Raw genomic sequence first — 26,901 nt, 5'->3', positions numbered from 1 at the left:
TCTTTCGAACGTTTGTCGGCAGCAAGACAACGCACAAGCGAGCCACGACTTACAAAACACCCACGAGCCCGACATGGCGACCGTCATCTTTGCGCCCGCAATACAGCGTCATGTGCCCGTCGACGAACAACACGTCGAGGGCTTGAACGTGCACGACGCGCTGGCGCAATGTGTGGCGCAGACCCCTGCCCTGCGCGGTTATCTGTTCAACGATCAGGGACGTTTGCGCCCGCATGTCGCCGTCTTTGTGGACGGTCGGCTGATTCGCGATCGTCACACCCTGGGCGATGCACTGACCGGTGCGAGCAGCATCTACGTCGCGCAGGCGCTTTCGGGCGGATGAGGGAGAGACAACATGGAACACGTCATTGGCGCCACCCTCCTGGTCGCCACACGCAAGGGTTTGTTCACATGGCAGCGTGAAGGCGCCGAATGGCGCTTGACGTCGAGTACACCGGACTTTCCCGGCGAGCCGGTCAGCATGGTGTTGCACGACGCCCGCGACGGCACGGACTACGCGGCGCTCAACCTCGGTCACTTCGGCGTGAAGCTTTGGTGCCGCGCGCGTGACGCAAGCACGTGGACGGAACTGGCGCCGCCCGCGTTCGCGCAAGCATCCGATACGCAAGCCCCGCCGTCCGAGCCCGCCGCATCGGCGGCACAAGCGGCGCAAGCGGCACAAGCGACACAAGCGACACAAGCGCCTTCGGTGGCGCTTCTCTGGTCCCTCGAAGCGGCAGGCCCCGACGCACCCGGCGTGCTGTGGGCAGGCACCATTCCCGGCGGCCTGTTTCGCTCACGCGATCACGGGCAAAGCTGGCAACTGATCGAGAGTTTGTGGGATCGGCCGGAACGTGCCGAATGGATGGGCGGCGGCTACGATCACGCGGGCATCCATTCGATCTGCATCGATCCGCACGACAGCCGACAGGTGATGGTCGCCGTGTCGACGGGCGGCGTCTGGCGCACGCGCGACGATGGTCAGACTTGGGCGCTCGCCGCATCGGGCATGGAAGCCGACTACATGCCGCCCGAGCGACGACTCGATCCGAATGCGCAGGACGTTCACCGTCTCGTGCAGTGTCGCGACGCCCCCAATGCGTTGTGGGCCCAACATCACAACGGCATCTTCCGCACCCTCGACTACGGCGCGACGTGGCGACGCATTCAGGCGGCACCGTCGAGTTTCGGCTTCGCAGTGGCGGTCGATCCGCATGACCCCGACGTCGCGTGGTTTGCGCCCGCGCAGCGCGACGCATGCCGCATTCCCGTCGACGCGCGTCTCGTCGTCACACGCACACGCGATGGTGGCGAGTCGTTCACCGCGCTCTCGCACGGTTTGCCGGAGACGCCCTCCTACGATCTTATCTACCGGCACGGACTCGACATCGACGCCACCGGTCGCACGCTCGCGATGGGTTCGACCACCGGCGCGCTATGGATCAGCGACAACGCGGGCGAGCAATGGCAATCGCTGTCGGCTCACTTGCCGCCGATCTATGCCGTGCGTTTTGTGTGATAGCTCTAACTCGCACGCGGGTGCATCGAAGCGCACGAATTCGGCGGCCTCATTGCACCCCGCCGCCTGAATCGTGGCGTTTGTCGCCATCGCGAGCGTCGCCCGCTGCGCGTCCCGATTTTCTGCTCAACTCGTCGTTTACCCCGCCGCGCTAAAAGCAGCCTTCAGTTCGCATATTTCCTGTCGTATACGAAATCAGACGGACTGGCTTCATCGAATCCCCCCCGTCACGCGTCGCCGGACATGTCACACGTGTCGCTCCCGGCGCGTGAGCTGCGTGGCGTCGCGCCTGATCCGGGTACCGATGCTTTTACGCAGCAGACCGGCGACCACTCCTCGAAAACGCCGACAGTTACACGTCATCCGTGTTGTCCTGGCATCAAATCACTACAAGGAGTCTCTCCCTATGCGAATCGCCGACCTGAAGATCCGAACCCGGCTGGCCATCGGCTTCGGCACCCTGCTGTTGCTGCTGCTCACCATGCTCGTCATTGCGCTGATACGCTTCATCGCCATCGAACGTTCCAACGAAGAGTTGCTCACCCGCGCGTGGGCGAAAGCCGACGCCGCCCACAGTATCGACGCCATGGTGCGCGGCAACGCCCGTCGCATACTCGAGGTCGCCACCGCGCAGGATCCTGCGCAACGTAAAGCCTTCGACGAGCGCATCGACGCCAATCTCGGGCGCATTGCTGCGGCGCAGGAAGTGCTCGATAAATATGTGACGTCGGTACGCGGTAAGGAGTTGGTCGCGAGCCTGCGTCAGCACAACGAGGCGTTCCGAAAGTCGCGCAACACGGTCGTCGCCGAGCTGAACGCCGACCAGCGCGCGGACGCCATCGGTCTCGTGGAACGCGAAGCGCTGCCCGCACTCGACGCCATGCAGACCGAAGCCGCCAATCTCGTCACGTTGCAACAAAAGATCGTGGACGACACGGGTGCCGCCACCGCCGCCGACATCGCCTTCGCCAAATGGCTGCTGGTGGCGCTCGGCGCGGTGGCCGCAGTCGTCGGCATCGGCGCAGCGTACTCGGTGACACGCAGCATCACGCGTCCGATCGCGCGCGCCGTCGAAGTGGCCGAGCGCGTCGCACAAGGCGACCTGACGAGCCGCATCGAAGTCACCAGCCGCGACGAAACCGGCCAACTGATGGCGGCCCTCAAACACATGAACGAAAGCCTCGATCAGATCGTGCGACGTGTGCGCAGCGGCACCGCCGCCATCGCATCGGCCTCAGGCGAACTGCTGGCGGGCAACACCGATCTTTCGTCGCGCACTGAGGAGCAAGCCGCGTCGCTCGAAGAAACGGCGTCGTCCATGGAGCAGTTGACGGCCACCGTCAAACAGAACGCCGACAATGCGCGCCAGGCGAGCCAACTCGCGGCGAACGCCTCGGAGATCGCTGGCGAGGGCGGGCGCGTGGTCGAACGTGCCGTCAGCTCGATGCAGGAAATCGCGGCCAGTTCGACGAAGATCAACGACATCATCGGCGTGATCGACGGCATCGCCTTCCAGACCAACATCCTCGCCCTGAATGCGGCAGTAGAAGCGGCGCGCGCCGGTGAACAGGGACGCGGTTTCGCCGTCGTCGCCGGTGAAGTGCGCACCCTCGCCCAACGCAGTGCTGCGGCGGCCAAGGAGATCAAGTCGCTCATCGAAACGTCGGTGGGCAAGGTCGAAGACGGTTCGTCGCAAGTGCGCGATGCAGGGCGCACGATGACGGAAATCGTGCAGGCGGTGCAGCGCGTGACGGACATCATGGGTGAAATCTCGGCCGCATCGAGCGAACAGTCGGGGGGTATCGAGCAAGTCAACACGGCCGTGATGCAGATGGATCAGGTCACGCAGCAAAATGCCGCGCTGGTCGAGGAAGCGACGGCGGCCGCTGGCTCCCTCGAAGATCAGGCGCGCAATCTGCGCGAGGCCGTGGCGGTCTTCCGTCTGCCGGGCGGCGACACGGCAGACGCCGGTTACGACGACGCCGCTGCTATCGCGTCCAATGGCCCGCGTGGTGCCGTACTGGCCTTTTCGCGTGAGCGCCAGGTTGCCTGACGTCGCGTTCTTTGCGGCACAGCCTGCCGCATTAGTGGTCGCCTAGACGTCGACCTGGCCCTCACCGCCAAAGCCCCGGCCGCCCCGCCGGGGCTTTGCTTTTTTGCACTCGGGCATCGTGCGACGCGTGTCTGCGTCCTTGCCGCAAAGCCCCGTCTGCGCTGGACTTGCGGACGATGTGACCGTCAGCGAGGTATCGGGACATTGGAGTATGATGGCTGCTCCCGTTCTTTTTCCTCACCGTCTGAAAAGAGGTGCACTGTGGCCCGAAAGACCCCCATCGAGCGCTACCGAAATATCGGCATCAGCGCTCACATCGACGCTGGCAAGACTACGACGACCGAGCGGATCCTGTTCTACACGGGCGTCAATCACAAGCTGGGCGAAGTCCACGAAGGCGCTGCCACGATGGACTGGATGGAGCAGGAACAAGAGCGCGGCATCACGATCACGTCCGCCGCGACGACCTGCTTCTGGCGCGGCATGGCCGGCAACTTCCCCGAACACCGCATCAACATCATCGACACGCCGGGACACGTCGACTTCACCATTGAAGTCGAGCGCTCGATGCGTGTGCTCGATGGTGCCTGTATGGTTTACGACTCGGTCGGCGGCGTGCAGCCGCAGTCGGAAACCGTCTGGCGTCAAGCCAACAAGTACAAGGTGCCGCGCATCGCGTTCGTCAACAAGATGGACCGCGTGGGCGCCGACTTCTTCCGCGTACACAAGCAGATTCACGAACGTCTGCGTGGCAATGCCGTGCCGCTTCAGATCCCCATCGGCGCCGAAGATCACTTCCAGGGCGTGGTCGATCTCGTGAAGATGAAAGGCATCGTCTGGGACGAAGAATCGAAAGGCGTGAAGTTCGAGTACGTCGATATACCCGACGACCTCAAGGACCTCGCACAAGAATGGCACGAGAAGATGATCGAGGCGGCCGCCGAAGCCGATGAGACGTTGCTCGAAAAGTATCTGGGCGGCGAAACGCTGACCGAGGACGAGATCAAGGCCGGGCTGCGCAAGCGCACGGTCGCCGGTGAGATCGTGCCCATGCTGTGCGGCACGGCCTTCAAGAACAAGGGCGTGCAGGCCATGCTCGACGCCGTCATCGAGTACCTGCCTTCGCCCGTCGACGTGCCCGCCATCGCGGGTCACGACGAGAACGACAAAGAGATCGAGCGCCATCCGTCGGACGACGAGCCGTTCTCGGCACTCGCCTTCAAGATCATGACCGACCCGTTTGTCGGTCAGTTGATCTTCTTCCGCGTATATTCCGGCGTGATCGAGTCGGGCGGCACCGTGCTTAACCCGCTCAAGGGCAAGAAGGAACGTCTGGGCCGCATCTTGCAGATGCACGCGAACACGCGCCAGGAACTCAAGGAAGTGCGCGCGGGCGACATCGCCGCCGCCGTGGGCCTGAAGGAAGCGACGACCGGCGATACGCTGTGCGATCCGAACCACATCATCATTCTGGAAAAGATGGAGTTTCCGGAGCCGGTGATCTCGCAGGCGGTCGAGCCGAAGACCAAGGCCGACCAGGAAAAGATGGGCATCGCGCTCAACCGTCTGGCGCAGGAAGATCCGTCGTTTCGCGTGAAGTCCGACGAAGAGTCGGGCCAGACGATCATCTCCGGCATGGGCGAGCTGCACCTGGAAATTCTGGTCGACCGCATGCGCCGTGAGTTCGGTGTGGAAGCGACCGTCGGTAAGCCGCAGGTCGCGTATCGCGAAACCGTCCGCAAGAAAGTCGAGAACGTGCAGGGCAAATTCGTCAAGCAGTCGGGCGGACGCGGCCAGTATGGCGACGTGGTCATCACGCTCGAACCGGACAAGGAAAAGCTGTACGAATTCGTCGACGCCATCAAGGGCGGCGTGGTGCCGCGCGAGTACATCCCGGCGGTCGACAAGGGCATTCGCGACACGCTCAACAACGGTGTCGTCGCCGGCTATCCGGTCGTGAACGTGAAGGTCACGCTGACGTTCGGTTCGTACCACGACGTCGACTCGAACGAAAACGCGTTCCGCATGGCCGGTTCGATGGCCTTCAAGGAGGCCATGCGCCGCGCCGGGCCGGTGCTGCTCGAACCGATGATGGCGGTGGAAGTCGAGACGCCCGAGGAGTTCATGGGCAACGTGATGGGCGACCTCTCCGGGCGTCGCGGCATCATGCAAGGCATGGACGACATCGTGGGCGGCGGCAAGATCGTGCGCGCGGAAGTGCCGCTCTCCGAGATGTTCGGGTACTCCACCTCACTGCGCTCGCTCACGCAAGGACGCGCCACGTACACGATGGAGTTCAAGCACTACACCGAAGCCCCGAAGAACGTGGCCGAGGCCGTGACGTCGAAGAAGTAATCATCGACTAACGGCAAGGGCGATGGCTTCGCGCCACGCCCTTGCCGCCCCCCGCCCCCGCCCCCGTCAACATGAAAAACGTCCTCAGCATCCAGTCCCACGTCGTATTCGGCCACGCGGGCAACAGCGCCGCCGAGTTTCCGATGCGACGTCTCGGCGTGAACGTCTGGCCGATCAACACCGTGCAGTTCTCGAACCACACGCAATACGGCAAATGGACGGGGCAGGCGTTGCCGAGCGACGAGATTCTGCGACTCGTCGAGGGCATCGCGGACATCGGCGAACTGGGCAACTGCGACGCCGTGCTCTCGGGCTACCTCGGCGCCCCGGAGCAGGCGGGCTTCGTGCGCGCGGCGGTACAGCGCGTCAAGCAGGCCAATCCGGCGGCGATATATCTCTGCGACCCGGTGATGGGCCATCCGGAGAAAGGATGTCAGGTCAAGCCCGGCATCGAACGGTATCTGGTCGAGCACATGCCCGAGATGGCGGACATCATGACGCCCAACCATCTCGAACTCGAAAAGCTCTCGGAGCATCCCATCGATTCGTTCGACGACGCCGTCGCCGCTTGCCGTGCCCTGCTCGCGCGCGGACCGAGGATGGTGCTCGTCAAGCATCTGGAGTACACCGGTAAGCCTGCGGATCGCTTCGACATGCTGGTGGTGACGCGCGACGAAGCCTGGCACGGTTCGCGTCCGCTCTACCCTTTCTCGCGTCACCCGGTCGGGGTCGGCGATCTGACGTCGGGCGTTTTTCTGGCGCGCCTGCTCAAGGGCGATACGGTGCGGGCTGCGTTCGAACATACGCTCGCTGCGGTCGATGCAGTACTGTCCGTGACACACCTCGCCGGACGCTACGAGTTGGAGATCGTGCGCGCGCAGGACGGGATCGTCACGCCGCCGCGCTATTACGAAGCGCGGGCGGTGTGACGTCGCAATACAACGAAAGGAAGACGGCGGGTCAGTACGCGCGCAGATGCTCGGCGTGATGCGACAGATGATCTGCCATGAACGTCTGGATGAAGTAGTAGCCGTGATCGTAGCCATTGTGGCGGCGCAGATTCAACGGCTGCCCCGCCTTCTGACAGGCGCGCTCGAAGATGTCCGGATGCAATTGCGCTTCGAGGAACGGGTCGTTCAACCCCTGATCGATCAGAATGCCGCCCGGAAACACCACCGTTCCCGCCTTGGCGATCAGTTCGCTGGCATCGTACTGACGCCACGTCTCGCGATCCGTCCCCAGATAGCCGGTGAACGCTTTTTCGCCCCACGGGCAATGCATCGGCGCGGCGATCGGTGCGAAAGCGGACACCGAGCGGAATTTGCCGGGATTGCGAAGCGCCAGCGTCAGCGCGCCATGACCGCCCATCGAGTGGCCGAAGATGCCGATACGGTCCGCGTCGATGGGTAGCGACTGGGTGACGAGGCCGTACAGTTCGTCGACGATGTAGCTGTACATCCGGTAGTGCTTCGACCACGGGTCTTGCGTCGCGTCGAGATAGAAACCTGCGCCGACGCCGAAATCCCACGCGTCCGTCTCGCCGGGCACGCCCGCGCCTCGCGGGCTGGTGTCCGGGGTGATGATCGCCACCCCGTGTTCTGCGGCGAGCCACTGCGCCCCGCCCTTGATCATGAACGTTTCTTCCGTACACGTGAGGCCCGCGAGATAGAACAGCGCGGGCACGGCGCGTCCGTCACGCGCCTGCGGCGGCACAAACACGGAAAAACGCATCGGCAGCCCGATCACGGACGAAGTGTGGCGATAGAAGCGCTGCACGCCACCAAAGCAGCGGTGTTCGGAAATGAGTTCGAGCATGGCGAAATCCAGGAAATGTGGCTGCTATCTTACCTCGCGATGTGACGCGTGACATTGGCTAGGCACTCGACGAGCGCATCTCGCCGATCAACGTACCGAACGGCGACGGCTATGTCGCGCTTGTCGTCGCTTGTTGTCTTGCGACAGGTGAGCGCGCATCGCTACGGTGAGCCTCCGCTATTCGATACCAGGAGCAGCCCATGCCGATGTCACCATTCGATCTGGACGAGGTCACCAATCTCGTAAAACGCGACGGCATCGCCGCGCGCCTGTCTGAGCAGGAAAAGCGTTTATTGGTCCTGCTCGCCGCCCGTGCGGGCACCGCGCTCGACAAGCACGCGCTGATGTCGGCGCTGTGGGGCAAACGCGCGCAGTGGATGGAAGACGCCGCGCTCGTGCAACTCGTCTCCCGCTTGCGACGCTCGCTCGCCCCGCTCGGCCTGCAACGCGCCATCGTGACGGTGGCGCGCGTCGGCTATCGCTTCGACGTCCCGTCGTCCACCTCCGCGATCGATTCCATGAACGCTTCCATGACCCCTTCCGATATGAACCCTTCAGACGAAGCAGCGCGCGAAACGTCGTCGGTGTGCTTAAACAGCAGCCACGACGGCGTGACGGTCGTCGACGCCACGGCCTCCGCATCGTGCGCACCGCCGCTCTCGCACGGTGTCGCATGCGACGGGCACGGCGAGGTGCGGCGACACGGCGTGACCGTCCGGATCCCGCAGATCGAGTACCGCTTGCTGTGTGCGTTGCGCTCCCCGGCCAATGTCGCCCATGACAAACGTACGCTGATCGCGATGCTGTGGCCGACGCGTCCCGATCAGGACGACACCAATCTGATGCAGGTGGTCTCGCGCCTGCGCCGCAAGCTGATTCCGCTCGGATTGCATCGCCACATTGTGACGGTGCCGCGCATCGGCTATCGCTTCGAGTCTTGCGTCGACGCTGACACCGCGCTCATGCCCGAGGCACCGGATACGTCACCCACGCCCTCCCCACCCCGCCCGTCGACAGGCAGGCCCGGTCGGCTCCGGGACTGGCTGCCGACGACGCTCCCACGCGCCTTGCGCACACTGACACGGCATTTGCGCTGGCGAAGCCGCTGAGCGAACGCGACGCTGGTCACGCCGATGTCGCCGCGAGCCTCATGTTTCATCGCCCGGCAACGGCACCTGTCCATTCACTCTCAGGAGCCACCTCATGACTGCACCGTGCAATTCGTCTCCCGCTTGCGCTGCATGCGCCACCGACGCCCTCAGCGCACTCGTCTACCCCACGGACCCGCTCGACGGCGCGACGGAAACCACCTATGCGCAGAACGGATTCGATCCGGCGACGAGCACGACACAACTGTCGTACACGTCGGCGCGTGTCGCCAGGCGCGTCTACAACCGATATGCGAAAAACGCATTCGAAGTCTCCGGCTATTACACCGACTGGTCGCAATACGATGGACGCCTCGACGGCGACTTCAGCAACGACGCGGCCGGACGCGGCGTCGATCTGATGCTGCTCGATCCGTTTGCCTACGACCGGCTGATCATCGGATTCGCGGGCATCGTAGGCGATCAGGGCGAGAAGGCGCAGACCATCGCCCGCGCAGCCACCGACTTCGTACGCAAGCCGGATCAGGCCACCTTCGTCGACAGTTGGGGGGACGTGCTCTCCTATCGTAACTGCGGCTTTCCCGGCTGGGTGAGCAACGACGTGACGCCGATGTTCCAGCAGTCGCGGGCACAGGGCGTACTCGGCGGTTTGCGTCTGCTGCACGCGAAGAACCCGGCACTCAAACTCGCCATCGCCATCGGCGGCTGGACGATGAGCCAGGCGTTTCATGGACTGGCGGGCAGCAGCGCGCGACGCAAGACGTTCTGCGCGAGCGTCGTCGATCTGCTGCGCCGCTTCCCAATGTTCACCGGGATCGACATCGACTGGGAGTATCCCGGCTCGCCGGGTGACGACGGCAACCTCTACGACGACTCGGACGGACCGAACTACGTCGCGCTCGTGAGCGATCTGAAGCGGGCGCTGGTGGCCGCCGGTCGCCGTGACGTCGAAATCTCGATTGCGGCGTCGGCCAGCGTGGCCGACATGCAAAAGGCCAACCTGCCGGGCCTGATCGCGGCGGGCGTCTCACGTCTGAATCTGATGACGTACGACTTCTTCGGCACGCCGTGGGCGCCCGCGCTCGCTCATCACACGAATCTTCACGACACGGACCCGGCCGCGCCCGACGGCTACTCGATCGATCGCGCGGTGAACTGGCTACGTCAGGCAGGCGTTCCGCTCGCCAAGGTGCACATCGGTTACGCAGCCTACTCGCGCAACGCGCTTCAGGCGCAGATTGCACAGGTCGCTGCGCTTTCCGGCACCTACTCCCCGGGCGACGACATCACCACCGGCACCTTCGAATCGGGGACAACGGAGTATTACGACGTGCTGCGCAATTACCTCGATCTCGAACACGGTACGGCGCGCAACGGCTTCGTTCTGTACACCGATACGGTGGCCGATGCCGACTTCCTGTACCAGCCTTCGACGGGCATGTTCATGTCGCTCGACACGCCACGTACCGTGCGAGCCAAGGGCGACTACGTCAGGCGCAACGGGCTTGGCGGCCTGTTCACCTGGACCGTCGACCAGGACAACGGCGTGCTGGCGAATGCGGCACATGAGGGGCTTGGGCAGAAAGCGACGGCATCGCATATCGACATGACGCCGTTTTACTTCATCGGGAAGACGTCGCTGGACGATTCCTCGACGGAGGACTGACCATGCGCTTCCTCTTGTCCCGGCTGCTGGAACCGTCGACGTGGGCGGGCCTCACAGGCCTCGCGGTTTCGCTCGGCACCTCGCCTGACGTCATGCACGAGCTGGCGCAGGCAGGAGCGGCACTGGCGTCGCTCGCGGCCATGGCATTACCGGAGAATGCGGTGCGCGCTCGCCCGAACGACGGCATTTCCCGACAGCCGTAAGCCTGCTTTGCCCGCATGTGACGGGTTTGGCACGGGCCGAAGGGGCGTCGCTGTCGCGCCATCGGCCCGTGTCGTCAAAAAATTGTCATGATCGCTAAACTTTTCGCGGCGCGTGTCGCTATACGTTTCAGAGCGTGCTGCGCCGCTGCACGCCCTGCGTTTGGGAAGTCCGGGAAAGTTGTCACATTGACAGACTATGATGCCGTCGATGCGAGACGTCCCGAGGCCCCCGCCCCATCAGGCAGTTGCGGCACCGAAGTCCCTCAGCAGTGCATGACCGAAGCGTTGCGGCATGATCGCCGGCACGGCCCCCTTTTGAGGCGGGCCGGTCAGGACGATGGCCGCGACGTACGACAAACAAAAGACAGACCAGATTCACCAGAGATTGACCGGGGGCCCTATGAAACTGATCCTGCTGGCGCTTGCCGCCTCGTTGTTCACGCTCGTCATGATGGTACAGGCGCGCAGCGAAGCCAACGAAGTTGCCGCCTCTTCACCGCGCTCGCAACCTGCGGGCATCAACGTCGGCGAACGCATCCGCACCCGTAAGGACATGGCGATGTGGAACGCACGTCGCAAGATGCACGCCGTTCGTCAGGAAGACTGAACAGGCGCAGCAACATGCTGCATTGCGCCAAACTTGGGCATCCTCGAAGACCGTTCTATAGTGGAAAGGCACATAGGAGAGGAGAGAAGAAAGATGCCCGCAATCCACTTCAATCTCTACGACCTGACCTTGTTCCTGCCGATGGCAGTGGCCGGTGCGCTACTCGTTGGCGGTATTCCTGTGGCCACGCGCTCGACCCGCTACGGTCTGCGTGCCGTCGGTGCGATGGTTGGGGCGCTCGTCGCGTTCCTCGTGGTGGAGGCGTTGCCCGTGCTGGTGTAGTCGGCGCACGCGTCAGTCCGCACCGAACGAGGCAGGGTGAAGGACGCGCGTTGCGCGCGGCGGATAGCTTTTCCTCCAGGATTTTCCCAACCTCGTTCCTCGATGACCCTTCGCAAGCCGCCTGCGGTTTGCGAGGTGTAACGCGTGTGGAACGCGTGGGCTGTCGACCGACCCTGCACGTGCGTCGGTCACGGCATTGTCATCGCCACGATTTGATCTGAATTACGGCAACTCCGGTTGCGCTGTCACCCTCTCTGTTGCGCCGCCGACCCGCTCGCGGCTTTTTTTGTGGGGATGTGCGAGGGAATCGACCGCCTGCTGCATTGGTGCTTCCACCGTCATCGTTTTGCCCCGACAGGCGCCGCCCCATCGCCTACAATCACCGGAAGTGCAACGCCGTGTGCGTGCCTTCGACTGGTCACGCCGGGGGTGTCGCGCCACGCAGACAGAGGGGGTTTCCGAATGTCCGACGCGTTCTCCCGCGCCTTTGCCGTCGTCGTCAACCAGTACCGTTCGCCGCGTCAATACACTGTCTCGATCGAGCGGGCGAGTGAGATGATCGCCAAGAACATCGGCCTGTTTTCAGATGGCTTCGCCGCCGAACCGCATCTGATCGTGGGCCTGTTCGAGACCGAAGCCGAAGCCTGGGCCCTGGCCCGGCGTCTCCAGCGCACGCGCATCACCATGCAGACGCTGCTTCAGACGCCCGCGCGCGCCACGTCCAGCTCGCCGCCGGAGCTTGACCCGAGCGAGTGAGTCCAGGGCGCGCCAGCAGAGCGCCGTCTCCCTCTCCCCGCCGCGCCGCCGCCGCGCGACTTTCCGTCTCTCCTTCCCCCGCTCGCCTCCACGCCCCCAAAACGGACGTCCACGGAAATAAACCGTGTCGACATCCGCCATCGCGCGTAGAATTCGGAATTCCAGATATCAGGGATACCGGCCTTCGCCGGAATGCCATGCCACAGCCCGGTTCATCTTCCGCCTCATCCCCCGCGGATACCACCGACGGGCCGACGACCGACGCCATGCCCTCGCCGATGGCCCCGCTTGCGCCGCTCGCCAGCACGCCGGTGCTCATCGATCAGGTGTACTCGCGGCTGCGCGACGCCATCGCCGACCTCACGCTGCCGCCCGGCGAGCGCATCCGCCAGGCCGAACTGGCCGACTCGTTGGGCGTATCGCGTCAGCCCGTGAGCCATGCATTGCAATTGCTCAAGCGCGACGGACTGGTGTGCGACAGTGGACGTCAGGGGCTCGAAGTGGCCCCGATCGACGCGGACCATTTGCGTCAGCTCTATCAGGTGCGCACCGCACTCGACAGCCTGGCGGCGCGACTGGCCGCGATGCGCCGCGCCGAAGGCACGTTGCCGGACGATGCGCTGCGCCGCCTGCAAGACGCCGTCGCCGCTGGCATGGCCATGACCAAAGGCACGCCGGTGGTGCGGCAGGTCCGTATCGAAGTCGCCTTCCACACGGCCTTGCACGACGCGTCGGGCAACCCGCTGATTGCACAGACGGTGGCCCCGCAGTGGCCGCACATCATGCGCGCGATGGCCGCCACGCTGGGCGCGATGCCGATGCAGGAAGTCGTCTGGCATGAGCATGGGGAAATCGTCGCGCGCATTGCGGCCGGTGACGCCAACGGTGCCGAAACCGCCGCCCGCGAACATACGGAAGCCGACGGTGGCAACGCGCGTCGCGAATGGCTGATCCGTCTCACGCAATCGAACTGACGAACTGACGAAGCAACCCATGCAAGCCGTTATCTCTGCCGCCCTGCCCGTGTTCGGGCTGATCTTCCTGGGGTACCTTTGCGCCCGCAGGGCCTGGCTCGGCGATGCCGCGCTCGATGCGCTCAATCGCTTCGTCGTCTATCTTGCGCTGCCCGCCGTTCTGTTTCAGTCGATGGCGCAGATCACGTGGGCCGAGCTCGTCAATCCCGGCTTTCTGGGCGCGTTCGGCGGCGGGATGGCCGCAACCTTCGCGCTGTCCTTCCTGCTCGACCGGACGGTGCGCGGACGCCTGACCGACGCAAGCATCGAGGGGATGGGCGCGGCGTACCCTAACGCGGGCTTCATGGGGCTGCCGCTGTGCCTCGTAGCGTTCGGTCCGGCGAGCGTGCCCGCCGTCGTCGTGGCCATGCTGCTCACGGCGACGGTGCTCTTCGCGATTTCCATCGGAATTATCGAAACGGATCTGCAAGCCACGCCGAACTGGCGTCGCACGGCGGGTTTCGTTGCGCGTGCGCTCATTCGCAATCCACTGGTCGTCTCGCCCTTCGCCGGTATGGCGTTCGCGGCGTTCGGCATCGCGCTGCCCGCCCCCGCCCTCCACTTCACGACGTTACTCGGCGGCGCGGCCAGCCCGTGCGCACTGGTGGCCATCGGCATGTTCCTCGCACAAAGCGCGGGCGCGGCAAAAGAGCCGCGGATGGCGCGCGCCGTGGGACGCCTCGTCGGACTCAAGCTGATTTTCCAACCGGCCATTACCGCGTTTCTGGCGTTTCGCGTGTTCGATCTGCCAACGATCTGGGCGCACAGCGCGTTGCTGCTGTCGGCGCTGCCCATCGGCACCGGGCCGTTCATGCTGGCGCAGTTGTACGGCCGCGAGGCGGCCGTGGCGTCGCGCGCCATTCTGATCTCGACGGTGTTGTCGGTGGTGACGGTGTCGTTGCTGATCGGCTGGTTCAGCGTTCGATAACCGCCCGGTCTGACACGCCCCGGACCGGATCGATGTAGGGGGCGGTGGACGGTCGGCTAACGAAGGCTCGCCGTCGGGGCGACGACCACGCGGTCGCGTCCCGAGCGCTTCGCGGCGTAGAGCGCGGCGTCCGCAGCGCTCAGCAGGCGCATGGGCAGCGATTCCGGATCGGCGATGTCGCGCGGATCGACGCTGGCCAATCCAATCGAAATGGTAAGCGGCACGAGAATCCCGTCGTCGTCGGGCACTTCCAGCCGCGCCACCGCACGACGCACCCGCTCGGCCACCGTCCCCGCCCAGTTCTGCTCGGTCTGTACCAGGAGTGCGGCGAATTCTTCCCCGCCGTATCGCGCGAGGGTATCCGTCACCCGCAATTGCGCACGCATGCAGACACTTGCGGCACGCAACGCGCGATCGCCGGTCGCATGACCGTGGCTGTCGTTGACACGCTTGAAATGGTCGATGTCGATGAGCAGGCACGCGAGCGGTGCGCCATAGCGCGCCCCCCGAACGACCTCCTCTCGCAGACGCTGATCGAAGTAGCGACGGTTCGACAAACCCGTGAGCGGGTCCGTCAGACCGATACGCTTGAGGCGCTCGCGATTCCACATGTTCTCGAGACACACGGCGACGACTGCGCCGAACCGTTCGAGGAAGTCGGTGGCCATGTCGGGGGCAAAGCGGCGTGCGTCGCGACTGCCCAGTGCAATCACACCGATGTAACGTCCGTTGCGCGCCAACGGCATGACGACGGCACTCGCCGGTGCGCGCGGCCCGAACAGCGCCGCGTGACGCTCGCGCGGTGCGCCGATCCAGAGCTGACCGTCGCCGCACACAGCGGCAAACGTCCCGGGGTCCTGCGCGATGCACAGACCGTCATCGAGCGCGCGGATGCCTTCGGCCGTGTCGATGAGATCGCGAAGGGTATCGTCGACCTCGGCCAGCATCAGACGCACCCCCGACAGGTCGAAGTCGTGGCGCAGACGATTGAGCACCACCTCCAGGAATTGTCCGAAGTCCGGCGCGCCCATGAGCGCCAGCTCGATGTCCTGAAAACGTTTTAGCGAGCGCTCGTTGCGCTGGACGGTTGCCAGCAGCGATTGCAAAGCGTCGAGCGTCGGTGCCTGATTGGTTGCCACGTAAGGTCTCGAAAGACACGCGGCACTGCGCGGCCGCCTAGCGTGTTTGCCCCACGATGATGGCCTCGCAAATGCGCGTCTTGCAACGCCGTCTTGAGGCGACCATGAGGCCGTTAACGGCAGGCATTTACCAAAACTGAGGGTAATGAGGATCTATTTTGACGTCTCGAAAACGAGCACTGGCGCGCGGATTCCGTCTGACTAGGGAAAATACCTACCCTCCATGACAATCGTGTCGCGACGCACAAAACCCTGTGCCGACCGACATGGGATTTCCGGGCGGTCGGTCGACCGCCTTGCGTTCGACGCCTGACCGATCGCCACTTATCGGTCGGTTGCGCTGAGGCATAACACGGTGACGACCCGGTGACACATGGCGATGTCACGCCCCGTTGTGCCCACGCCACATATGCTCTGTCGAATGGGATATTCGCCGAATGTTTAGGGCATTCACTGAAATGGAGGCAGACATCGACCGCTTCTCACTTGGTCATCCCAACTTCCCGGAAAACGGGAACCCGTTACCTGCCGACTATGCAAAACGCGTCGACGCGCAACCCGATGATTCGGAATCTGGATGACGTCAAAGCGAGGCGACTGGATGTGGATCGTGGAGCGAGAGGAAAGGACAGAGAACAGGACGACGTCCGGCCGTCCGGCATGACCGACCGCATGTCGCAACGCAGCGAAAATCGGCTCGAAACTGGCGTGGATCAACAATCCCACAGTTTCCCTGCTTGACACCTTCCCACCTTTCCCGTAAAAAAACGGGTGCATGAACGTTGTATGGCGAGTCTTGTGTCATCTAATGTCGCCCTCTGCGTCAACTCGGTTGTACCTGATCAGCTTTTTAATGTCATGCGCTCGCTGAGCATCTCGCTCGCTCATTTGAAAACTTTAAGGATTTAAGAAATGGCAACTGGTACCGTCAAGTGGTTCAACGACGCCAAGGGTTTTGGTTTTATTACGCCGGACGAAGGCGGTGAAGATCTCTTCGCTCACTTCTCGGAAATCCAAGCGAAGGGCTTCAAGTCGCTGCAAGAAAACCAGAAGGTCAGCTTCGAAGTGAAGAACGGACCGAAGGGCCGTCAAGCCAGCAACATCCAGCCCATCTAAGGTCTGCGATTCGCTGAGCGGTCGCTAACGCGATCGACGCGCCTCGGGCAGTACGCTAAACTCTAGCGACTGCCCGAACTGAAAACCCCGCCAAAGCGGGGTTTTTTCGTTATGGGATGCAACCGGACGGATGCTCAGACAGCGCGCGGTTTCACCCGACTCGCTGCTTCCACTGCATTGCTGCGCGCGACGTCCAGATTCTCGTCGTACGCCAGCGCCACCCCCATCCGACGCTTCACGAAGCTCTCCGGCTTGCCGAACAGACGAATGTCCGTCTGCGGCACCTGCAAGGCCCGATCGACGCCGTCGAACACGATGCCCTTGGCGTCCACGCCGCCATAGATCACGGCACTCGCGCCCGGCGTCTTCAGCGTGGTGTTCACCGGCAGACCGAGGATCGCCCGCGCATGCAGTTCGAACTCGTTCTGCCACTGGGTGATCATCGTCACCATGCCTGTGTCGTGTGGACGCGGACTGACTTCGCTGAACCACACGTCGTCGCCCTTCACGAACAACTCGACACCGAAGATGCCCTGCCCGCCCAGGTTGTTTGTCACGTCACGTGCAATGAGACGCGCACGCTCAAGTGCGACGGACGACATCGGATGCGGCTGCCAGCTCTCTACGTAATCGCCACTCACCTGCTTATGGCCGATCGGTGCGCAGAAGTGCGTCTCGACCTGCTCATCGGCGCCCCGTGCACGCACGGTCAGCAGCGTGATCTCGTAATCGAAGTCGATGAAGCCTTCGACGATGATGCGGCCATGGCTCACGCGTCCGCCTGCCATGGCGTAGTCCCAGGCGGCTTTCACGTCGGCCGCGCTGTCGATCTTGCTCTGCCCCTTGCCGGAACTGCTCATCACCGGCTTGACGATGCACGGATAGCCGATGCCACCATCGATGGCGGCCTGCAGTTCTTCCAGCGAATCGCAGAACCGATATGGGCTCGTAGGCAGGCCCAGCGTTTCGGCGGCCAGACGACGAATGCCCTCGCGATCCATCGTCAGACGCGCCGCGCGCGCCGTCGGAATGACGCGCACCACGCCGTCGGCTTCCAGCGCTTCGAGCATTGGCGTGGCGATGGCTTCGATTTCCGGAACGACGAGATCGGGCTTCTCGGCTTCGATCAGGGCTTTGAGCTGTTCGGGATCGGTCATCGCGATGGTGCGCGAATGATGCGCCACCTGCTGACCGGGGGCGTTCTCGTAGCGATCGACGGCAATCGTCTCGACACCGAGACGCTGCAAGGCGATCAGCACTTCACGGCCGAGTTCGCCAGCGCCCAACAACATGACCTTCGTCGCGCTCGGCGACAGCGGGGTTCCGATAGTGGTCATTTGCGACCTTTGGAGAGTGAGAAATTAGGAAGGACGACGGGGACGGCGAGCGCTCAGCCGCTCCATAGCCGTCATGGCCGTCATACGTGAAAGCCGTATTGTAGCGAGCCATGCCGTCGCTGCGGCGCCTCGCAGCATCGGTGGCGACCCTGCGCGCAGGTCGCAGCAGAGCGTCGCGCGCTCAGTCGGCCGGTCAGTCAGCCGGGTCGGGCAAATCACATCAGCGCGCCTCGCAGCACGCGACGACAGCTCGCCACCATGCACGCCTGCGTGTCCTGATAGCCCATGAGGACCCACGCCGTTCCTGCGTTGGTCATTGCACCCACCAGCGCCAGCCCGACGATCCGGACCTGTGCCTGTGCATCGTCACCGGTCGGCGGCGGCGTCTCGGCCATGGCGAGGATCAGCTTCGCGAATTCGAAGATGTAGCGCTGATACGTCAGATCTGTCTCCGGACTCACCCCCATCACCTCAAGCAGCAGCACGCGGGCCGCATGTGGCTCACGCAGGAACGCGAAGAAGGCGTTCAGGCCAGCGTCGAGCCGCGCGTCGAGCGTTGGCGCACTGTCGGCGATGGCCGCCTGCAACCGTTCGAGCAGCGTCTGCGCATGATGCGCGTACGTCGCCCGTAGCAGATCCTCCATGTTGTCGAACGCCGCGTAAAAGTACCGGTCGTTGAGCTTGGCCAGACCGCACACGGAGCGCACGGTGGCGCGGCGAAAGCCGACCGTGCCGAACACCTCGGTGGCAGCATCGATCAGCGCGGTGCGGCGCGCCTGTTCCCGCTGCGCCTGCGCTACGCCCCCATAGCGCCGCCCGCCTTCCCGGGCCATCGGTGCGGCATCCTTCGATTCGAGTCCTTGTTCCATTTCGCTATTTGACATCACCGGGACGGAAAACTAAAGTGGTGACACGTAACACCAAATTTGCGTGACCTCATTATAGGCAACGCGAGCGCCGCCGCAAGACGACTCAAAACCATAAATGGCGACGCGCCAAGCATCCCCGCTGGGGGGACACGGAGACGGCACGATGAAGACGTTCACGGACAAGGTGGCGGCCATCACGGGAGCAGGATCGGGCATGGGACGCTCGCTCGCCTTGGAACTGGCGCGCCGGGGTGCGCATCTCGCGTTATCCGACATCGACGAGGCCAGCCTCACGCACACCGCCATCGCCTGTCGTGCGCTCGGCGCGCGCGTGACGTCGCAACGGCTCGACGTCGCCGATCGCGACGCCGTCTTTGCGTGGGCACGCGACACCGCCGCCGCACACGGCAAGGTCAACCTCGTCTTCAATAACGCAGGCGTGTCGTTGTCCGTGCCGGTCGCGACCGCGCGTTTTGAGGACGTCGAGTGGCTGATGAACATCAACTTCTGGGGCGTGGTGCATGGCACACAGGCGTTTCTCCCCTACCTCACCGCGTCCGGCGACGGTCACATCGTCAACACATCGAGTCTCTTCGGCATCATCGCCATGCCGACGCAATCGGCCTACAACGCCAGCAAGTTCGCCGTGCGCGGCTTCACCGAAGCGCTGCGTATGGAGCTGGAACTGGCGGGCGCCCCCGTGTCATGCACGTGCGTGCATCCGGGGGGCGTGGCCACCAATATCGTGACGGCGTCGCGCATCGACGACAGCATTGCCGCGTTCACCGGCATCGACGCGCAAACGCATCGCCGCCGCGCCAACAAGCTGATCGACGTGACGAGTGCCGACGCGGCGGCGCGTCAGATACTCGCCGGGGTCCAGCGCAATGCGCGACGCGTACTCGTAGGCGCCGACGCACGCCGCGTCGACAAGCTTGCGCGCCTGCTCGGCGCAAGTTACCAGGCGATGGTCGTCTGGTTCTACCGGCGCTCGGCCATGTCGGGCAAACGGTCCGCGGACGCTGCAAGCGCGCGAACCGCTGCGACCGAATCATCCACACACTGAAGATTGACGGCCGGAGGATTTCGTCATGACGGCAAACACGACCGTTTCCGATATAGCCAGCGCGTCCCGCATCCGGAAGGATCCGGACGTCATCATTGTGGGCGCGGGACTCTCGGGCATCGCCGCCGCGCATTATCTGCGCGAGCGTTGCCCCGGCACCCGATTCGCGATGCTCGAAGCGCGTCAGTCGCTGGGCGGCACGTGGGATCTGTTCCGCTACCCCGGCGTGCGCTCCGACTCCGACATGTACACGCTCGGCTTCAGTTTTCGTCCGTGGGCGAGCGATCAGACTATCGCCGAGGGCGGCAAGATTCTCGACTATCTCAAGGAGACGGCCCACGCAGAAGGTCTCGACGACGCGATCCGCTATGGACATAAGGTGAGCGAAGCGCGCTGGGATTCCGGCATCGCCCGATGGACGCTCGACGTCGAGCGCACGCACGAGGACGGTCGTTGCGACACCGAAACGCTCACGTGCCGCTTCCTCTTCATGTGCAGCGGCTACTACGCATACGACGCCGGTCACGCCCCTACCTGGCCCGGTATGGAGACGTTCGGCGGCACCGTGGTCCACCCGCAGCATTGGCCCGCCGATCTCGACTATCGCGACAAGCGCATCGTCGTCATCGGCAGCGGCGCGACGGCCGTCACCCTACTCCCGAGCATGGCGACGTGTGCGTCGCACGTCACGATGTTGCAGCGCTCGCCGAGCTACATCCTGTCGATGCCGCAGCGCGATGGCATTGCCGAGCGTCTGCGCAAATGGCTGCCTGCAGGTGTCGCGCACCGGCTCGTGCGCACGAAGAACGTGCTGATCACACTCGGCTTCTACAATGCAGCGCGACGCTGGCCGAACGCCATCCGCCGCATATTGATCAAGCGCGCGGCTCAGCAAGCGCAGGGGCATGCGGACGTCGAGCGCGATCTCACCCCGCGCTACAACCCGTGGGATCAGCGGCTGTGCCTCGCACCGAATGGCGACATCTTCAAGGCGCTGCGCAGCGGGCGTGCCGACATCGTCACCGACGAAATCGCGGCGTTCACCCCTTCCGGTCTCGCGCTCAAGAGCGGCAAGACGCTCGACGCCGACATCGTGGTGACGGCAACCGGCCTGCGTGTGCAACTGATGGGCGGTGCGCGCCTGCGGGTCGACGGACAGCCCGTGACGCTCTCCGACACCGTCGCCTACAAGGGGATGATGTACAGCGGCGTGCCGAATCTCGCGTCGATCTTCGGCTATACGAATGCCTCGTGGACGCTCAAGGCAGAGCTGATCGCACAGTACGTCTGCCGTCTCATCAACCACATGAATGCGCATGACGCCGACACGTGCGTGCCCCATCTGCGCGACGGCGAACATGGCGAACTGCCCGCTATCGGCCTGACGTCCGGGTACATTCAACGCGCCGCCGGTGCGCTGCCCCGGCAAGGCGGACGCGAGCCGTGGGTGTTCTATCAGAACTATCTGCGCGACTTGCGACTGATGCGCTGGGGCAGTGTCGACGACGGGGCGATGCGTTTCGAGCGTCGCGCGACACAGACGGCACAGACCGCACAGACGACGGAGGCTGCCCGAGCGACAGGCAGCATGGCGAAGCAGGCTTGCGCGTCGCCTGCTTCGCCGGGTGACGTCAACGCTGTGGCAACACCGGCCTATCCGGATCGCTAAGCGCCGCCCGACCGCGGTCCACGCAACGCTGCGACGTGTCGTCGCATCGTCGGACCTCGCAACCCCTTGTTAGGATGCGTTTTGAGGCGCATGTTTTGCGCATCCCTCTTTGCCTGCCCTTCGGCCCGACACCATGCTCATCGTCTACTTGCTCGCCTGCCTCGTCATCGCCTTCGCCGCTGTGGTGCTCGTGCTAATGCGTTTCACACGTCGCGTCGCCCAACGCGCCGAAGCGGCCGTGCCGCCGGATGGGCAGTTTCTCGACATCGACGGCGAGCGCCTGCATTACGTCGATTTCGGGCACGGCCCCGCCATCGTGTTCATTCACGGGCTCTGCGGGCAGTTGCGCAACTTCGCTTATTTGCCGCTGGCCGCGCTGGCGCGCACGCATCGCGTGGTGCTCGTCGACCGGCCCGGCGCCGGCTACTCCACACGTGGACCGCAACACGACGCCGCCATCGCGTGGCAAGCGAACGTCGTCGCGCAGCTGATCGACACGCTCGCGCTGGATCGACCACTGGTGGTCGGCCATTCGCTGGGCGGAGCGGTATCGCTGGCGCTCGCGCTCGACCATCCGCAACGCGTGGGCGCGCTCGCATTGATCGCGCCGCTGACGCAGCCAGTGTCCGACGTGCCTGCGCCCTTCCGTGGCCTCGCCATTCGCAGTGCGTGGTGGCGCCGCTGGGTCGGACGCACGCTCGCCGTCCCCATCGGCATGATGACGGGGCGCACGACGCTCGCGTATGTCTTCGGCCCTGAAAACGCGCCCGAAGACTTTCTCATTCGCGGCGGCGGCGTGCTGGGCTATCGTCCCGGCAATTTCGAAGCAGGCAGCGTCGACATCCTCGCGGCGGAGCGGGACATGCCCGGGCTGGCCGCGAGATACGACGAGTTGACGGTGCCCGTCGATATTCTTTACGGTCGCAGCGACCGCGTTCTCGACTACCGCCAGCACGGCGAGACCCTGCCGGTGGCGAGCCCACGTGCGCAACTGACGCTCGTCGACGGCGGCCACATGCTCCCTGTCACGCAGCCCGAGCTGACCGCCCAGTGGCTGAGCGAGGTCGCGGCGCGCATGCCGTCTGCACACAACTATCGCCCCCGCCACGATGTGACGAGGGTGTCGACGCACGCCGCGAACGACGCCGCCTGATCGTCGCGAAAGCATCGCGATGCCCGTCCCGATTTCTCCGCTTCGATGACGTAACACACAGCGCGCCGCAAGTTCGGGATCGCCCCGCCTGCGGCGTCGCGATTCCGATGGCACACTAGGGACTTTCCGATATCGCGCGCCCTCGGTGCGCACGTCTCATGGCAGATCGTCCCGAAGCGCAATCGTCTCCGCCCGACGGCCAGCATCCTTCTTCTGCCCAGCCGCCCTCACGGCGCTCGCCAACGTCCCTGCGAATGGCGGCGAGTCTCGTCGTACTACGCGAGCGTCCGAGCGGTCTGGAAGTGCTGCTGCTACGGCGCGCCGTCCGGGCTGGGGATTTCAGCTCCGACGCCTATGTCTTTCCCGGTGGTGTCGTCGATGCGGCCGATCGGCAAGGGCACGCAGTGTGCATCGGGCTGGACGACGCCACGGCGAGCGAACGTCTCCTACTGAGCGAGCATGGCCTCGACTACTACGTCGCGGCCGTACGCGAATGCTTCGAGGAAACGGGGGTGCTGTTCGCGGTCGATGCTGGGGGGCGACCCATCGCTACCTCTGCGCTCGACGACATGCGCGCGCAACGTGACGCGCTGCACGACGGCAAGATCGATATCGCGTCGTTGTGCCGTGCGTCCAACGTTCGGCTCACGCCCGACCGACTGCACTATCTAAGTCACTGGGTCACGCCGCTCGCGTTGCCGAAGCGTTTCGACACGCGCTTCTTCCTGGCGATGCTCCCCGAAGGCCAATCGGTCGAAGTCGATCAGATCGAGACGGCGGCACACCGTTGGATGCGTCCACACTATGCGTTGAAGCACGCGGACCAACTCCGTCTGTTACCGCCCACACGCAAACTGGTTCAGTGGCTCGAAAGTATGGGCACTGCCGTGCGGGCGATGGCGACGGCATCGTCGCTGGCCGCGAGGCGCGAAATCCCGCGTATTCAGCCCCGCCTCGCCAACGGCAAACGCGGCCGCTGGCCCGTCACGCCGGACGAACCTGCGTGGGCTGAACTCGCGCTCACCGACCCACAGGAGCAAGGCGCCGGCAGCTACGACATCGTGCCGGGAAACGTCGTGACGCTTATGCCTGGCGTGCTTCGCGTCACCGCGTCGAATCCCGGGATGATGACTGGCCCCGGCACCAACACGTATCTGATTGGCGGCGGGCCGCAGAACGAATGGGCGGTCATCGACCCCGGCCCCGAGGATCCCGTGCACACCGAGACGATCCTGCGTGCAGCGCCGGGTGCCATCCGACAGATTTTCGTCACGCATACGCATCGCGACCATTCGCCGGGTGCGCGGCTACTGAAGGCGAAGACCGGTGCTGTGACGTATGGCATGCAAGCGCGTCATGACGAAGGGCAGGACACGGCATTCGTGCCGGACATTGCCCTTGCCGACGATGATGAAGTGACACTGCCGGATGGGCGCATGCTGCGCGCCATTCATACGCCGGGGCATGCGGCGAATCATCTGTGCTATTCGCTTGACGACGCAAAGCTGGTCTTCACCGGCGATCACGTGATGCAAGGCTCGACGGTGGTCATCAACCCGCCGGATGGACACATGGCGACCTATCTGGCATCGCTGGAAAAGCTGGCGGCGTTAGCGCCGCAGTGGCTCGCGCCGGGGCATGGCTTCGTGATGGATCGTCCGGCGCAGCGCATCGCGCGGCTGGTGGCACATCGGCTTGCGCGCGAAGCGAGCACGCTGGCGGCGCTCGCGGACGTCGGTCCGGCGAGCATCGACATACTCACACCGGTGGTCTATGCGGACGTGCCAGCGACGCGGCACGGTGTCGCGCGACGGTCGCTGCGCGCGCACCTCGATAAGCTCGCGGAGGACGGCCGTGCGGTCGTCTCGGCGGACGGGGTATGGCGTTTGCGTGGCGAGACCGAGGCTGGCTAAGGGCGCGCGATTCGCCGACAACGGGCGCTCGCTACACGATGGCGTTGCGCGCCGCAGCTAACCCCTCGGCACGCGAATGCCCGATGCGTGCGAAATGCCCGGAACGGTCACGCGTCCCCGTCACCCAGCAGTTCGTCGACGATGCGCTCACCGGCCTTGCGTCCGGCCATTTCGGCGTCGAGCCGATTGTCGCGATGACCGTCGGGAGAGCGCACTTCCGGCCCTTCCGGCTTGTCGTGTCGCAGCACTTGCACCAGATAGTCCCACGGCCCCGCGTACTCGTTCTGAAACGCCCGAACGCGGATTCGATAGCCTGCGCGGTAATCGTAGACCTGCTCATGCGATGCGTAGCTCATGAAGGACTCCGTGTTTCCGGTTAGCGAGATGCCGCCTGACTGGCGACAAGGTGCTGCAACGTTCCGTCCGAATATCAAACGCTCACTGCGTGCCGACTTCGATTGGTTCGACGTTCGCACCCTGCGCAATCGCCTTGGCGGCGAGGTCGACGATTTCGTCTTCGAAGTCGACGAACTGATCGAATAGCGCTTCGCCCCCGGCATCGATGCCTGACAGGCGATTGAGCGCCGCGCGACGAATCCGGCACGTCCAGACGCGGCCGTCGACATGCACATTGAAACGCACGGACTCGCCGTCACTCCCCAGGCCGAGGCCACCGTGCAAAAAGGTACTCATTGCTGCCTCCACACTGTCCTGAAAGTCGAAAACGCCCTGCATTGCCAAAAATCGTAGCACGTTCGTATTTCATAGGGGACGTCGTGGCGTTACGCAAAGCGCACATTCCGAATCGTTCGTGACATAAAAAAAGGTTCATCGCGCAATAGCGTGGAGGGATTTGACAAGTTTTCGTACTCTTGATGGCAGGAATTTGCCATCAGGAGTGCGTGGAGATGCTGGATCGCAAGCTGCTGGAGTCGCTGGGAGGCTGGCAGGGCTATGCCGTCGAACGCGTGGAGTGGCCCGAGGGCACAGGGCGCACGCTGTCGATCTATTTGAAGCCAACCGCCAAGGTGATGCTGTGCGAGCAGTGCGGCGCACGATGTCGCCAGGTCCATGAGACCACGGTGCGCCGGGTGCGAGATCTGCCGTTATTTGAGTACCGGGTTGTTCTTCATGTTCCACGCCGGCGCTTGTTGTGTGAGCAATGCGGTGGCCCGCGCCTGGAGCGGCTTACTTGGCTGGGTCGCTACCAGCGGGTGACGGATCGGCTTGCGGCGGCCTGCAGCCAATTGCTGCAATCGAGCAACGTGCAGGCGGTGGCGAGGTTCTTCGAGCTGGGTTGGCATACCGTCAAGACGCTGGACAAGGCCCGGCTCCGAGCGTCAGTGCGCGAACCGGATTGGTCCAGGATCGAGTATTTAGCGATGGACGAGTTCGCCCTGCATAAAGGGCATCGGTACGCGACGGTAGTCGTCGATCCGATCAGCAGGCAGGTGCTGTGGATCGGCCCAGGACGCTCACGCGAGACGGCTCGGGCGTTCTTCGAGCAATTGCCGCGTGGGGTCGCCCAACGCATCAAGGCCGTAGCCATCGACATGACTACGGCCTACGAGTTAGAAATCCAGGCCCACTGCCCACGGGCGGAGATCGTCTATGACTTGTTCCATGTCGTGGCCAAGTACGGACGAGAGGTCATTGATCGGGTGCGCGTGGATCAGGCCAACCAACTGCGCCAGGACCGTCCCGCGCGCCGGGTCATCAAATCGAGCCGCTGGCTGTTATTGCGCAACCGCGACAAGCTAGACCGGCAGCAGGCCGTCCGGCTCGACGAATTGCTGCAAGCCAACCAGCCGCTGCTGACGGTCTATGTCCTGAGGGACGAACTCAAGCGGCTCTGGTTCTACCGAAGACCTGCCTGGGCAAAACAAGCCTGGCACCACTGGTGCGAGCAGGCCGAGCAAAGCGGAATAGCCCCCTTGAACACCTTCGCTCAGCGTCTGAAAGGCTATCTGCATGGCATCCTGGCCAGATGCCGACATCGTCTAAACACCAGCATCGTTGAGGGCATTAACAACACTATCAAGGTCATTAAGCGGCGCGCCTACGGCTACCGAGACCAGGAATACTTCTTCCTCAAAATCCGCGCCGCCTTCCCCGGTAATGCTCAATGAACCTAAAAAAAGCCCGCCTGAGGGAGGCGAGCGTAAAAACCGGAACGCATGGGGCACCATGGGCACCGGGAAGACAGGGTCATGAAACATGACGAATCCATTATGGACGGCGCTGACCGACCCCGCGGCACCCTTCGAGCACGGAATTAGATGTAGATCAAACTTTGACGTCGCAATCGGTTCTGTAACAATTTTCGATCGATT

The 26,901-nt window shown here is 63.9% G+C and carries 24 protein-coding genes and 1 pseudogene; 19 read left to right on the top strand and 6 right to left on the bottom strand.

All coding sequences use genetic code 11. The annotated features are described in order from the left end of the window. The first annotated feature begins 73 nt into the window (after window positions 1–73). The 5 genes from MB84_RS09960 to pdxY all read left to right on the top strand — a co-directional run bounded on the left by MB84_RS09960 (window position 74) and on the right by pdxY (window position 6,856). A complete protein-coding gene (locus tag MB84_RS09960) occupies window positions 74–343 on the top strand; it encodes a MoaD/ThiS family protein (RefSeq protein WP_046291660.1) in 270 nt (89 codons plus the stop codon). Window positions 344–367: 24 nt separating this feature from the next. Beyond that, on the top strand, window positions 368–1,519 hold the full coding sequence (locus MB84_RS09955; protein WP_157122888.1) for a VPS10 domain-containing protein: 1,152 nt from the start codon (window positions 368–370) through the stop codon (window positions 1,517–1,519). A gap of 406 nt (window positions 1,520–1,925) precedes the next feature. After that, window positions 1,926–3,572 (top strand): methyl-accepting chemotaxis protein, encoded by a 1,647-nt coding sequence (locus MB84_RS09950; RefSeq protein WP_046291658.1) that lies wholly within the window; start codon window positions 1,926–1,928, stop codon window positions 3,570–3,572. A gap of 261 nt (window positions 3,573–3,833) precedes the next feature. Beyond that, window positions 3,834–5,927, top strand: coding sequence for an elongation factor G (gene fusA, locus MB84_RS09945; protein WP_046291657.1), 2,094 nt, complete (start codon window positions 3,834–3,836; stop codon window positions 5,925–5,927). A gap of 71 nt (window positions 5,928–5,998) precedes the next feature. Further along, window positions 5,999–6,856 (top strand): pyridoxal kinase PdxY, encoded by an 858-nt coding sequence (pdxY, locus tag MB84_RS09940; protein WP_046291656.1) that lies wholly within the window; start codon window positions 5,999–6,001, stop codon window positions 6,854–6,856. A 31-nt stretch (window positions 6,857–6,887) separates the two neighbouring features. On the opposite strand, the gene fghA is transcribed toward pdxY, so the two are convergent. Continuing rightward, window positions 6,888–7,742 carry an S-formylglutathione hydrolase gene (gene fghA / locus MB84_RS09935; RefSeq protein WP_046291655.1) on the bottom strand — a complete coding sequence of 285 codons (855 nt, stop codon included), beginning with the start codon at window positions 7,740–7,742 and terminating at the stop codon, window positions 6,888–6,890. A gap of 200 nt (window positions 7,743–7,942) precedes the next feature. Between fghA and MB84_RS09930 the strand changes: the two genes are divergently transcribed. The 8 genes from MB84_RS09930 (at window position 7,943) to MB84_RS09895 (ending at window position 14,306) form a co-directional block, all read left to right on the top strand. Beyond that, the gene (locus tag MB84_RS09930; RefSeq protein WP_052653124.1) at window positions 7,943–8,851 is read left to right on the top strand and encodes a winged helix-turn-helix domain-containing protein; all 909 of its coding nucleotides are present in this window, start codon (window positions 7,943–7,945) and stop codon (window positions 8,849–8,851) included. Window positions 8,852–8,945: 94 nt separating this feature from the next. After that, window positions 8,946–10,517, top strand: coding sequence for a glycoside hydrolase family 18 protein (locus tag MB84_RS09925; RefSeq protein WP_084009700.1), 1,572 nt, complete (start codon window positions 8,946–8,948; stop codon window positions 10,515–10,517). A 2-nt stretch (window positions 10,518–10,519) separates the two neighbouring features. Beyond that, complete coding sequence (locus MB84_RS09920) at window positions 10,520–10,720, top strand: hypothetical protein (protein ID WP_046291654.1); 201 nt, start codon at window positions 10,520–10,522, stop codon at window positions 10,718–10,720. A 400-nt stretch (window positions 10,721–11,120) separates the two neighbouring features. Next, window positions 11,121–11,327, top strand: a complete 207-nt coding sequence (locus MB84_RS09915; protein WP_046291653.1) for a hypothetical protein — start codon at window positions 11,121–11,123, stop codon at window positions 11,325–11,327. A 93-nt stretch (window positions 11,328–11,420) separates the two neighbouring features. Beyond that, window positions 11,421–11,609: a hypothetical protein gene (locus MB84_RS09910; RefSeq protein ID WP_046291652.1), complete on the top strand. Its 189-nt coding sequence runs from the start codon at window positions 11,421–11,423 to the stop codon at window positions 11,607–11,609. Window positions 11,610–12,071: 462 nt separating this feature from the next. After that, window positions 12,072–12,365: a hypothetical protein gene (locus tag MB84_RS09905; protein WP_046291651.1), complete on the top strand. Its 294-nt coding sequence runs from the start codon at window positions 12,072–12,074 to the stop codon at window positions 12,363–12,365. Window positions 12,366–12,631: 266 nt separating this feature from the next. Next, window positions 12,632–13,339 (top strand): GntR family transcriptional regulator, encoded by a 708-nt coding sequence (locus MB84_RS09900; RefSeq protein ID WP_157122681.1) that lies wholly within the window; start codon window positions 12,632–12,634, stop codon window positions 13,337–13,339. 19 nt (window positions 13,340–13,358) lie between these two features. Beyond that, window positions 13,359–14,306, top strand: coding sequence for an AEC family transporter (locus MB84_RS09895; RefSeq protein WP_046291650.1), 948 nt, complete (start codon window positions 13,359–13,361; stop codon window positions 14,304–14,306). A gap of 56 nt (window positions 14,307–14,362) precedes the next feature. Here the strand turns inward: MB84_RS09895 and MB84_RS09890 are convergent, their stop codons facing one another. Continuing rightward, complete coding sequence (locus tag MB84_RS09890) at window positions 14,363–15,445, bottom strand: GGDEF domain-containing protein (protein WP_046291649.1); 1,083 nt, start codon at window positions 15,443–15,445, stop codon at window positions 14,363–14,365. Window positions 15,446–16,357: 912 nt separating this feature from the next. On the opposite strand from MB84_RS09890, the gene MB84_RS09885 reads away from it, so the two are divergent. Beyond that, window positions 16,358–16,561, top strand: a complete 204-nt coding sequence (locus MB84_RS09885; protein WP_046291647.1) for a cold-shock protein — start codon at window positions 16,358–16,360, stop codon at window positions 16,559–16,561. Between the two features lie 134 nt (window positions 16,562–16,695). Here the strand turns inward: MB84_RS09885 and purT are convergent, their stop codons facing one another. Together purT and MB84_RS09875 are read right to left on the bottom strand one after the other, a co-directional pair. After that, entirely contained in the window at window positions 16,696–17,898 is a 1,203-nt protein-coding gene (gene purT / locus MB84_RS09880) for a formate-dependent phosphoribosylglycinamide formyltransferase (protein ID WP_046291646.1), read from the bottom strand. 215 nt (window positions 17,899–18,113) lie between these two features. Continuing rightward, entirely contained in the window at window positions 18,114–18,782 is a 669-nt protein-coding gene (locus MB84_RS09875; protein WP_084009699.1) for a TetR/AcrR family transcriptional regulator, read from the bottom strand. Window positions 18,783–18,930: 148 nt separating this feature from the next. Here MB84_RS09875 and MB84_RS09870 point away from each other — a divergent pair, with 148 nt between their 5' ends. The 4 genes and pseudogenes from MB84_RS09870 to MB84_RS09855 all read left to right on the top strand — a co-directional run bounded on the left by MB84_RS09870 (window position 18,931) and on the right by MB84_RS09855 (window position 24,568). Then, window positions 18,931–19,833: an SDR family NAD(P)-dependent oxidoreductase gene (locus MB84_RS09870; RefSeq protein WP_046293623.1), complete on the top strand. Its 903-nt coding sequence runs from the start codon at window positions 18,931–18,933 to the stop codon at window positions 19,831–19,833. A gap of 25 nt (window positions 19,834–19,858) precedes the next feature. Then, window positions 19,859–21,406: pseudogene (locus tag MB84_RS09865) on the top strand (flavin-containing monooxygenase); the annotation flags it as partial. 229 nt (window positions 21,407–21,635) lie between these two features. Beyond that, window positions 21,636–22,655 carry an alpha/beta fold hydrolase gene (locus tag MB84_RS09860; RefSeq protein ID WP_046291644.1) on the top strand — a complete coding sequence of 340 codons (1,020 nt, stop codon included), beginning with the start codon at window positions 21,636–21,638 and terminating at the stop codon, window positions 22,653–22,655. A gap of 158 nt (window positions 22,656–22,813) precedes the next feature. Next, window positions 22,814–24,568 (top strand): MBL fold metallo-hydrolase, encoded by a 1,755-nt coding sequence (locus tag MB84_RS09855; protein ID WP_084009697.1) that lies wholly within the window; start codon window positions 22,814–22,816, stop codon window positions 24,566–24,568. 107 nt (window positions 24,569–24,675) lie between these two features. On the opposite strand, the gene MB84_RS09850 is transcribed toward MB84_RS09855, so the two are convergent. Together MB84_RS09850 and MB84_RS09845 are read right to left on the bottom strand one after the other, a co-directional pair. Beyond that, complete coding sequence (locus MB84_RS09850) at window positions 24,676–24,924, bottom strand: hypothetical protein (protein WP_046291642.1); 249 nt, start codon at window positions 24,922–24,924, stop codon at window positions 24,676–24,678. Window positions 24,925–25,006: 82 nt separating this feature from the next. Continuing rightward, the gene (locus MB84_RS09845) at window positions 25,007–25,261 is read right to left on the bottom strand and encodes a DUF1488 family protein (RefSeq protein ID WP_169834996.1); all 255 of its coding nucleotides are present in this window, start codon (window positions 25,259–25,261) and stop codon (window positions 25,007–25,009) included. Window positions 25,262–25,476: 215 nt separating this feature from the next. Between MB84_RS09845 and MB84_RS09840 the strand changes: the two genes are divergently transcribed. Then, a complete protein-coding gene (locus MB84_RS09840) occupies window positions 25,477–26,697 on the top strand; it encodes an ISL3 family transposase (protein WP_046289972.1) in 1,221 nt (406 codons plus the stop codon). Window positions 26,698–26,901 lie beyond the last annotated feature (204 nt).

The sequence above is a fragment of the Pandoraea oxalativorans genome, from assembly GCF_000972785.3.
GTDB classification, from domain to species: Bacteria; Pseudomonadota; Gammaproteobacteria; order Burkholderiales; family Burkholderiaceae; genus Pandoraea; species Pandoraea oxalativorans.
The sequence above is the reverse complement of the archived record's forward strand: the minus strand, read 5'-3'. Positions and strand labels throughout refer to the sequence as shown.

Coding starts and splice junctions, on each gene's coding strand:
- MB84_RS09960 (WP_046291660.1), top strand. CDS start 74: ATGGCGACCGTCATCTTTGCGCCCGCAATACAGCGTCATGTGCCCGTC.
- MB84_RS09950 (WP_046291658.1), top strand. CDS start 1,926: ATGCGAATCGCCGACCTGAAGATCCGAACCCGGCTGGCCATCGGCTTC.
- pdxY (WP_046291656.1), top strand. CDS start 5,999: ATGAAAAACGTCCTCAGCATCCAGTCCCACGTCGTATTCGGCCACGCG.
- fghA (WP_046291655.1), bottom strand. CDS start 7,742: ATGCTCGAACTCATTTCCGAACACCGCTGCTTTGGTGGCGTGCAGCGC.
- MB84_RS09930 (WP_052653124.1), top strand. CDS start 7,943: ATGCCGATGTCACCATTCGATCTGGACGAGGTCACCAATCTCGTAAAA.
- MB84_RS09925 (WP_084009700.1), top strand. CDS start 8,946: ATGACTGCACCGTGCAATTCGTCTCCCGCTTGCGCTGCATGCGCCACC.
- MB84_RS09920 (WP_046291654.1), top strand. CDS start 10,520: ATGCGCTTCCTCTTGTCCCGGCTGCTGGAACCGTCGACGTGGGCGGGC.
- MB84_RS09915 (WP_046291653.1), top strand. CDS start 11,121: ATGAAACTGATCCTGCTGGCGCTTGCCGCCTCGTTGTTCACGCTCGTC.
- MB84_RS09910 (WP_046291652.1), top strand. CDS start 11,421: ATGCCCGCAATCCACTTCAATCTCTACGACCTGACCTTGTTCCTGCCG.
- MB84_RS09905 (WP_046291651.1), top strand. CDS start 12,072: ATGTCCGACGCGTTCTCCCGCGCCTTTGCCGTCGTCGTCAACCAGTAC.
- MB84_RS09900 (WP_157122681.1), top strand. CDS start 12,632: ATGCCCTCGCCGATGGCCCCGCTTGCGCCGCTCGCCAGCACGCCGGTG.
- MB84_RS09895 (WP_046291650.1), top strand. CDS start 13,359: ATGCAAGCCGTTATCTCTGCCGCCCTGCCCGTGTTCGGGCTGATCTTC.
- MB84_RS09885 (WP_046291647.1), top strand. CDS start 16,358: ATGGCAACTGGTACCGTCAAGTGGTTCAACGACGCCAAGGGTTTTGGT.
- purT (WP_046291646.1), bottom strand. CDS start 17,898: ATGACCACTATCGGAACCCCGCTGTCGCCGAGCGCGACGAAGGTCATG.
- MB84_RS09875 (WP_084009699.1), bottom strand. CDS start 18,782: ATGTCAAATAGCGAAATGGAACAAGGACTCGAATCGAAGGATGCCGCA.
- MB84_RS09870 (WP_046293623.1), top strand. CDS start 18,931: ATGAAGACGTTCACGGACAAGGTGGCGGCCATCACGGGAGCAGGATCG.
- MB84_RS09860 (WP_046291644.1), top strand. CDS start 21,636: ATGCTCATCGTCTACTTGCTCGCCTGCCTCGTCATCGCCTTCGCCGCT.
- MB84_RS09855 (WP_084009697.1), top strand. CDS start 22,814: ATGGCAGATCGTCCCGAAGCGCAATCGTCTCCGCCCGACGGCCAGCAT.
- MB84_RS09850 (WP_046291642.1), bottom strand. CDS start 24,924: ATGAGCTACGCATCGCATGAGCAGGTCTACGATTACCGCGCAGGCTAT.
- MB84_RS09845 (WP_169834996.1), bottom strand. CDS start 25,261: ATGAGTACCTTTTTGCACGGTGGCCTCGGCCTGGGGAGTGACGGCGAG.
- MB84_RS09840 (WP_046289972.1), top strand. CDS start 25,477: ATGCTGGATCGCAAGCTGCTGGAGTCGCTGGGAGGCTGGCAGGGCTAT.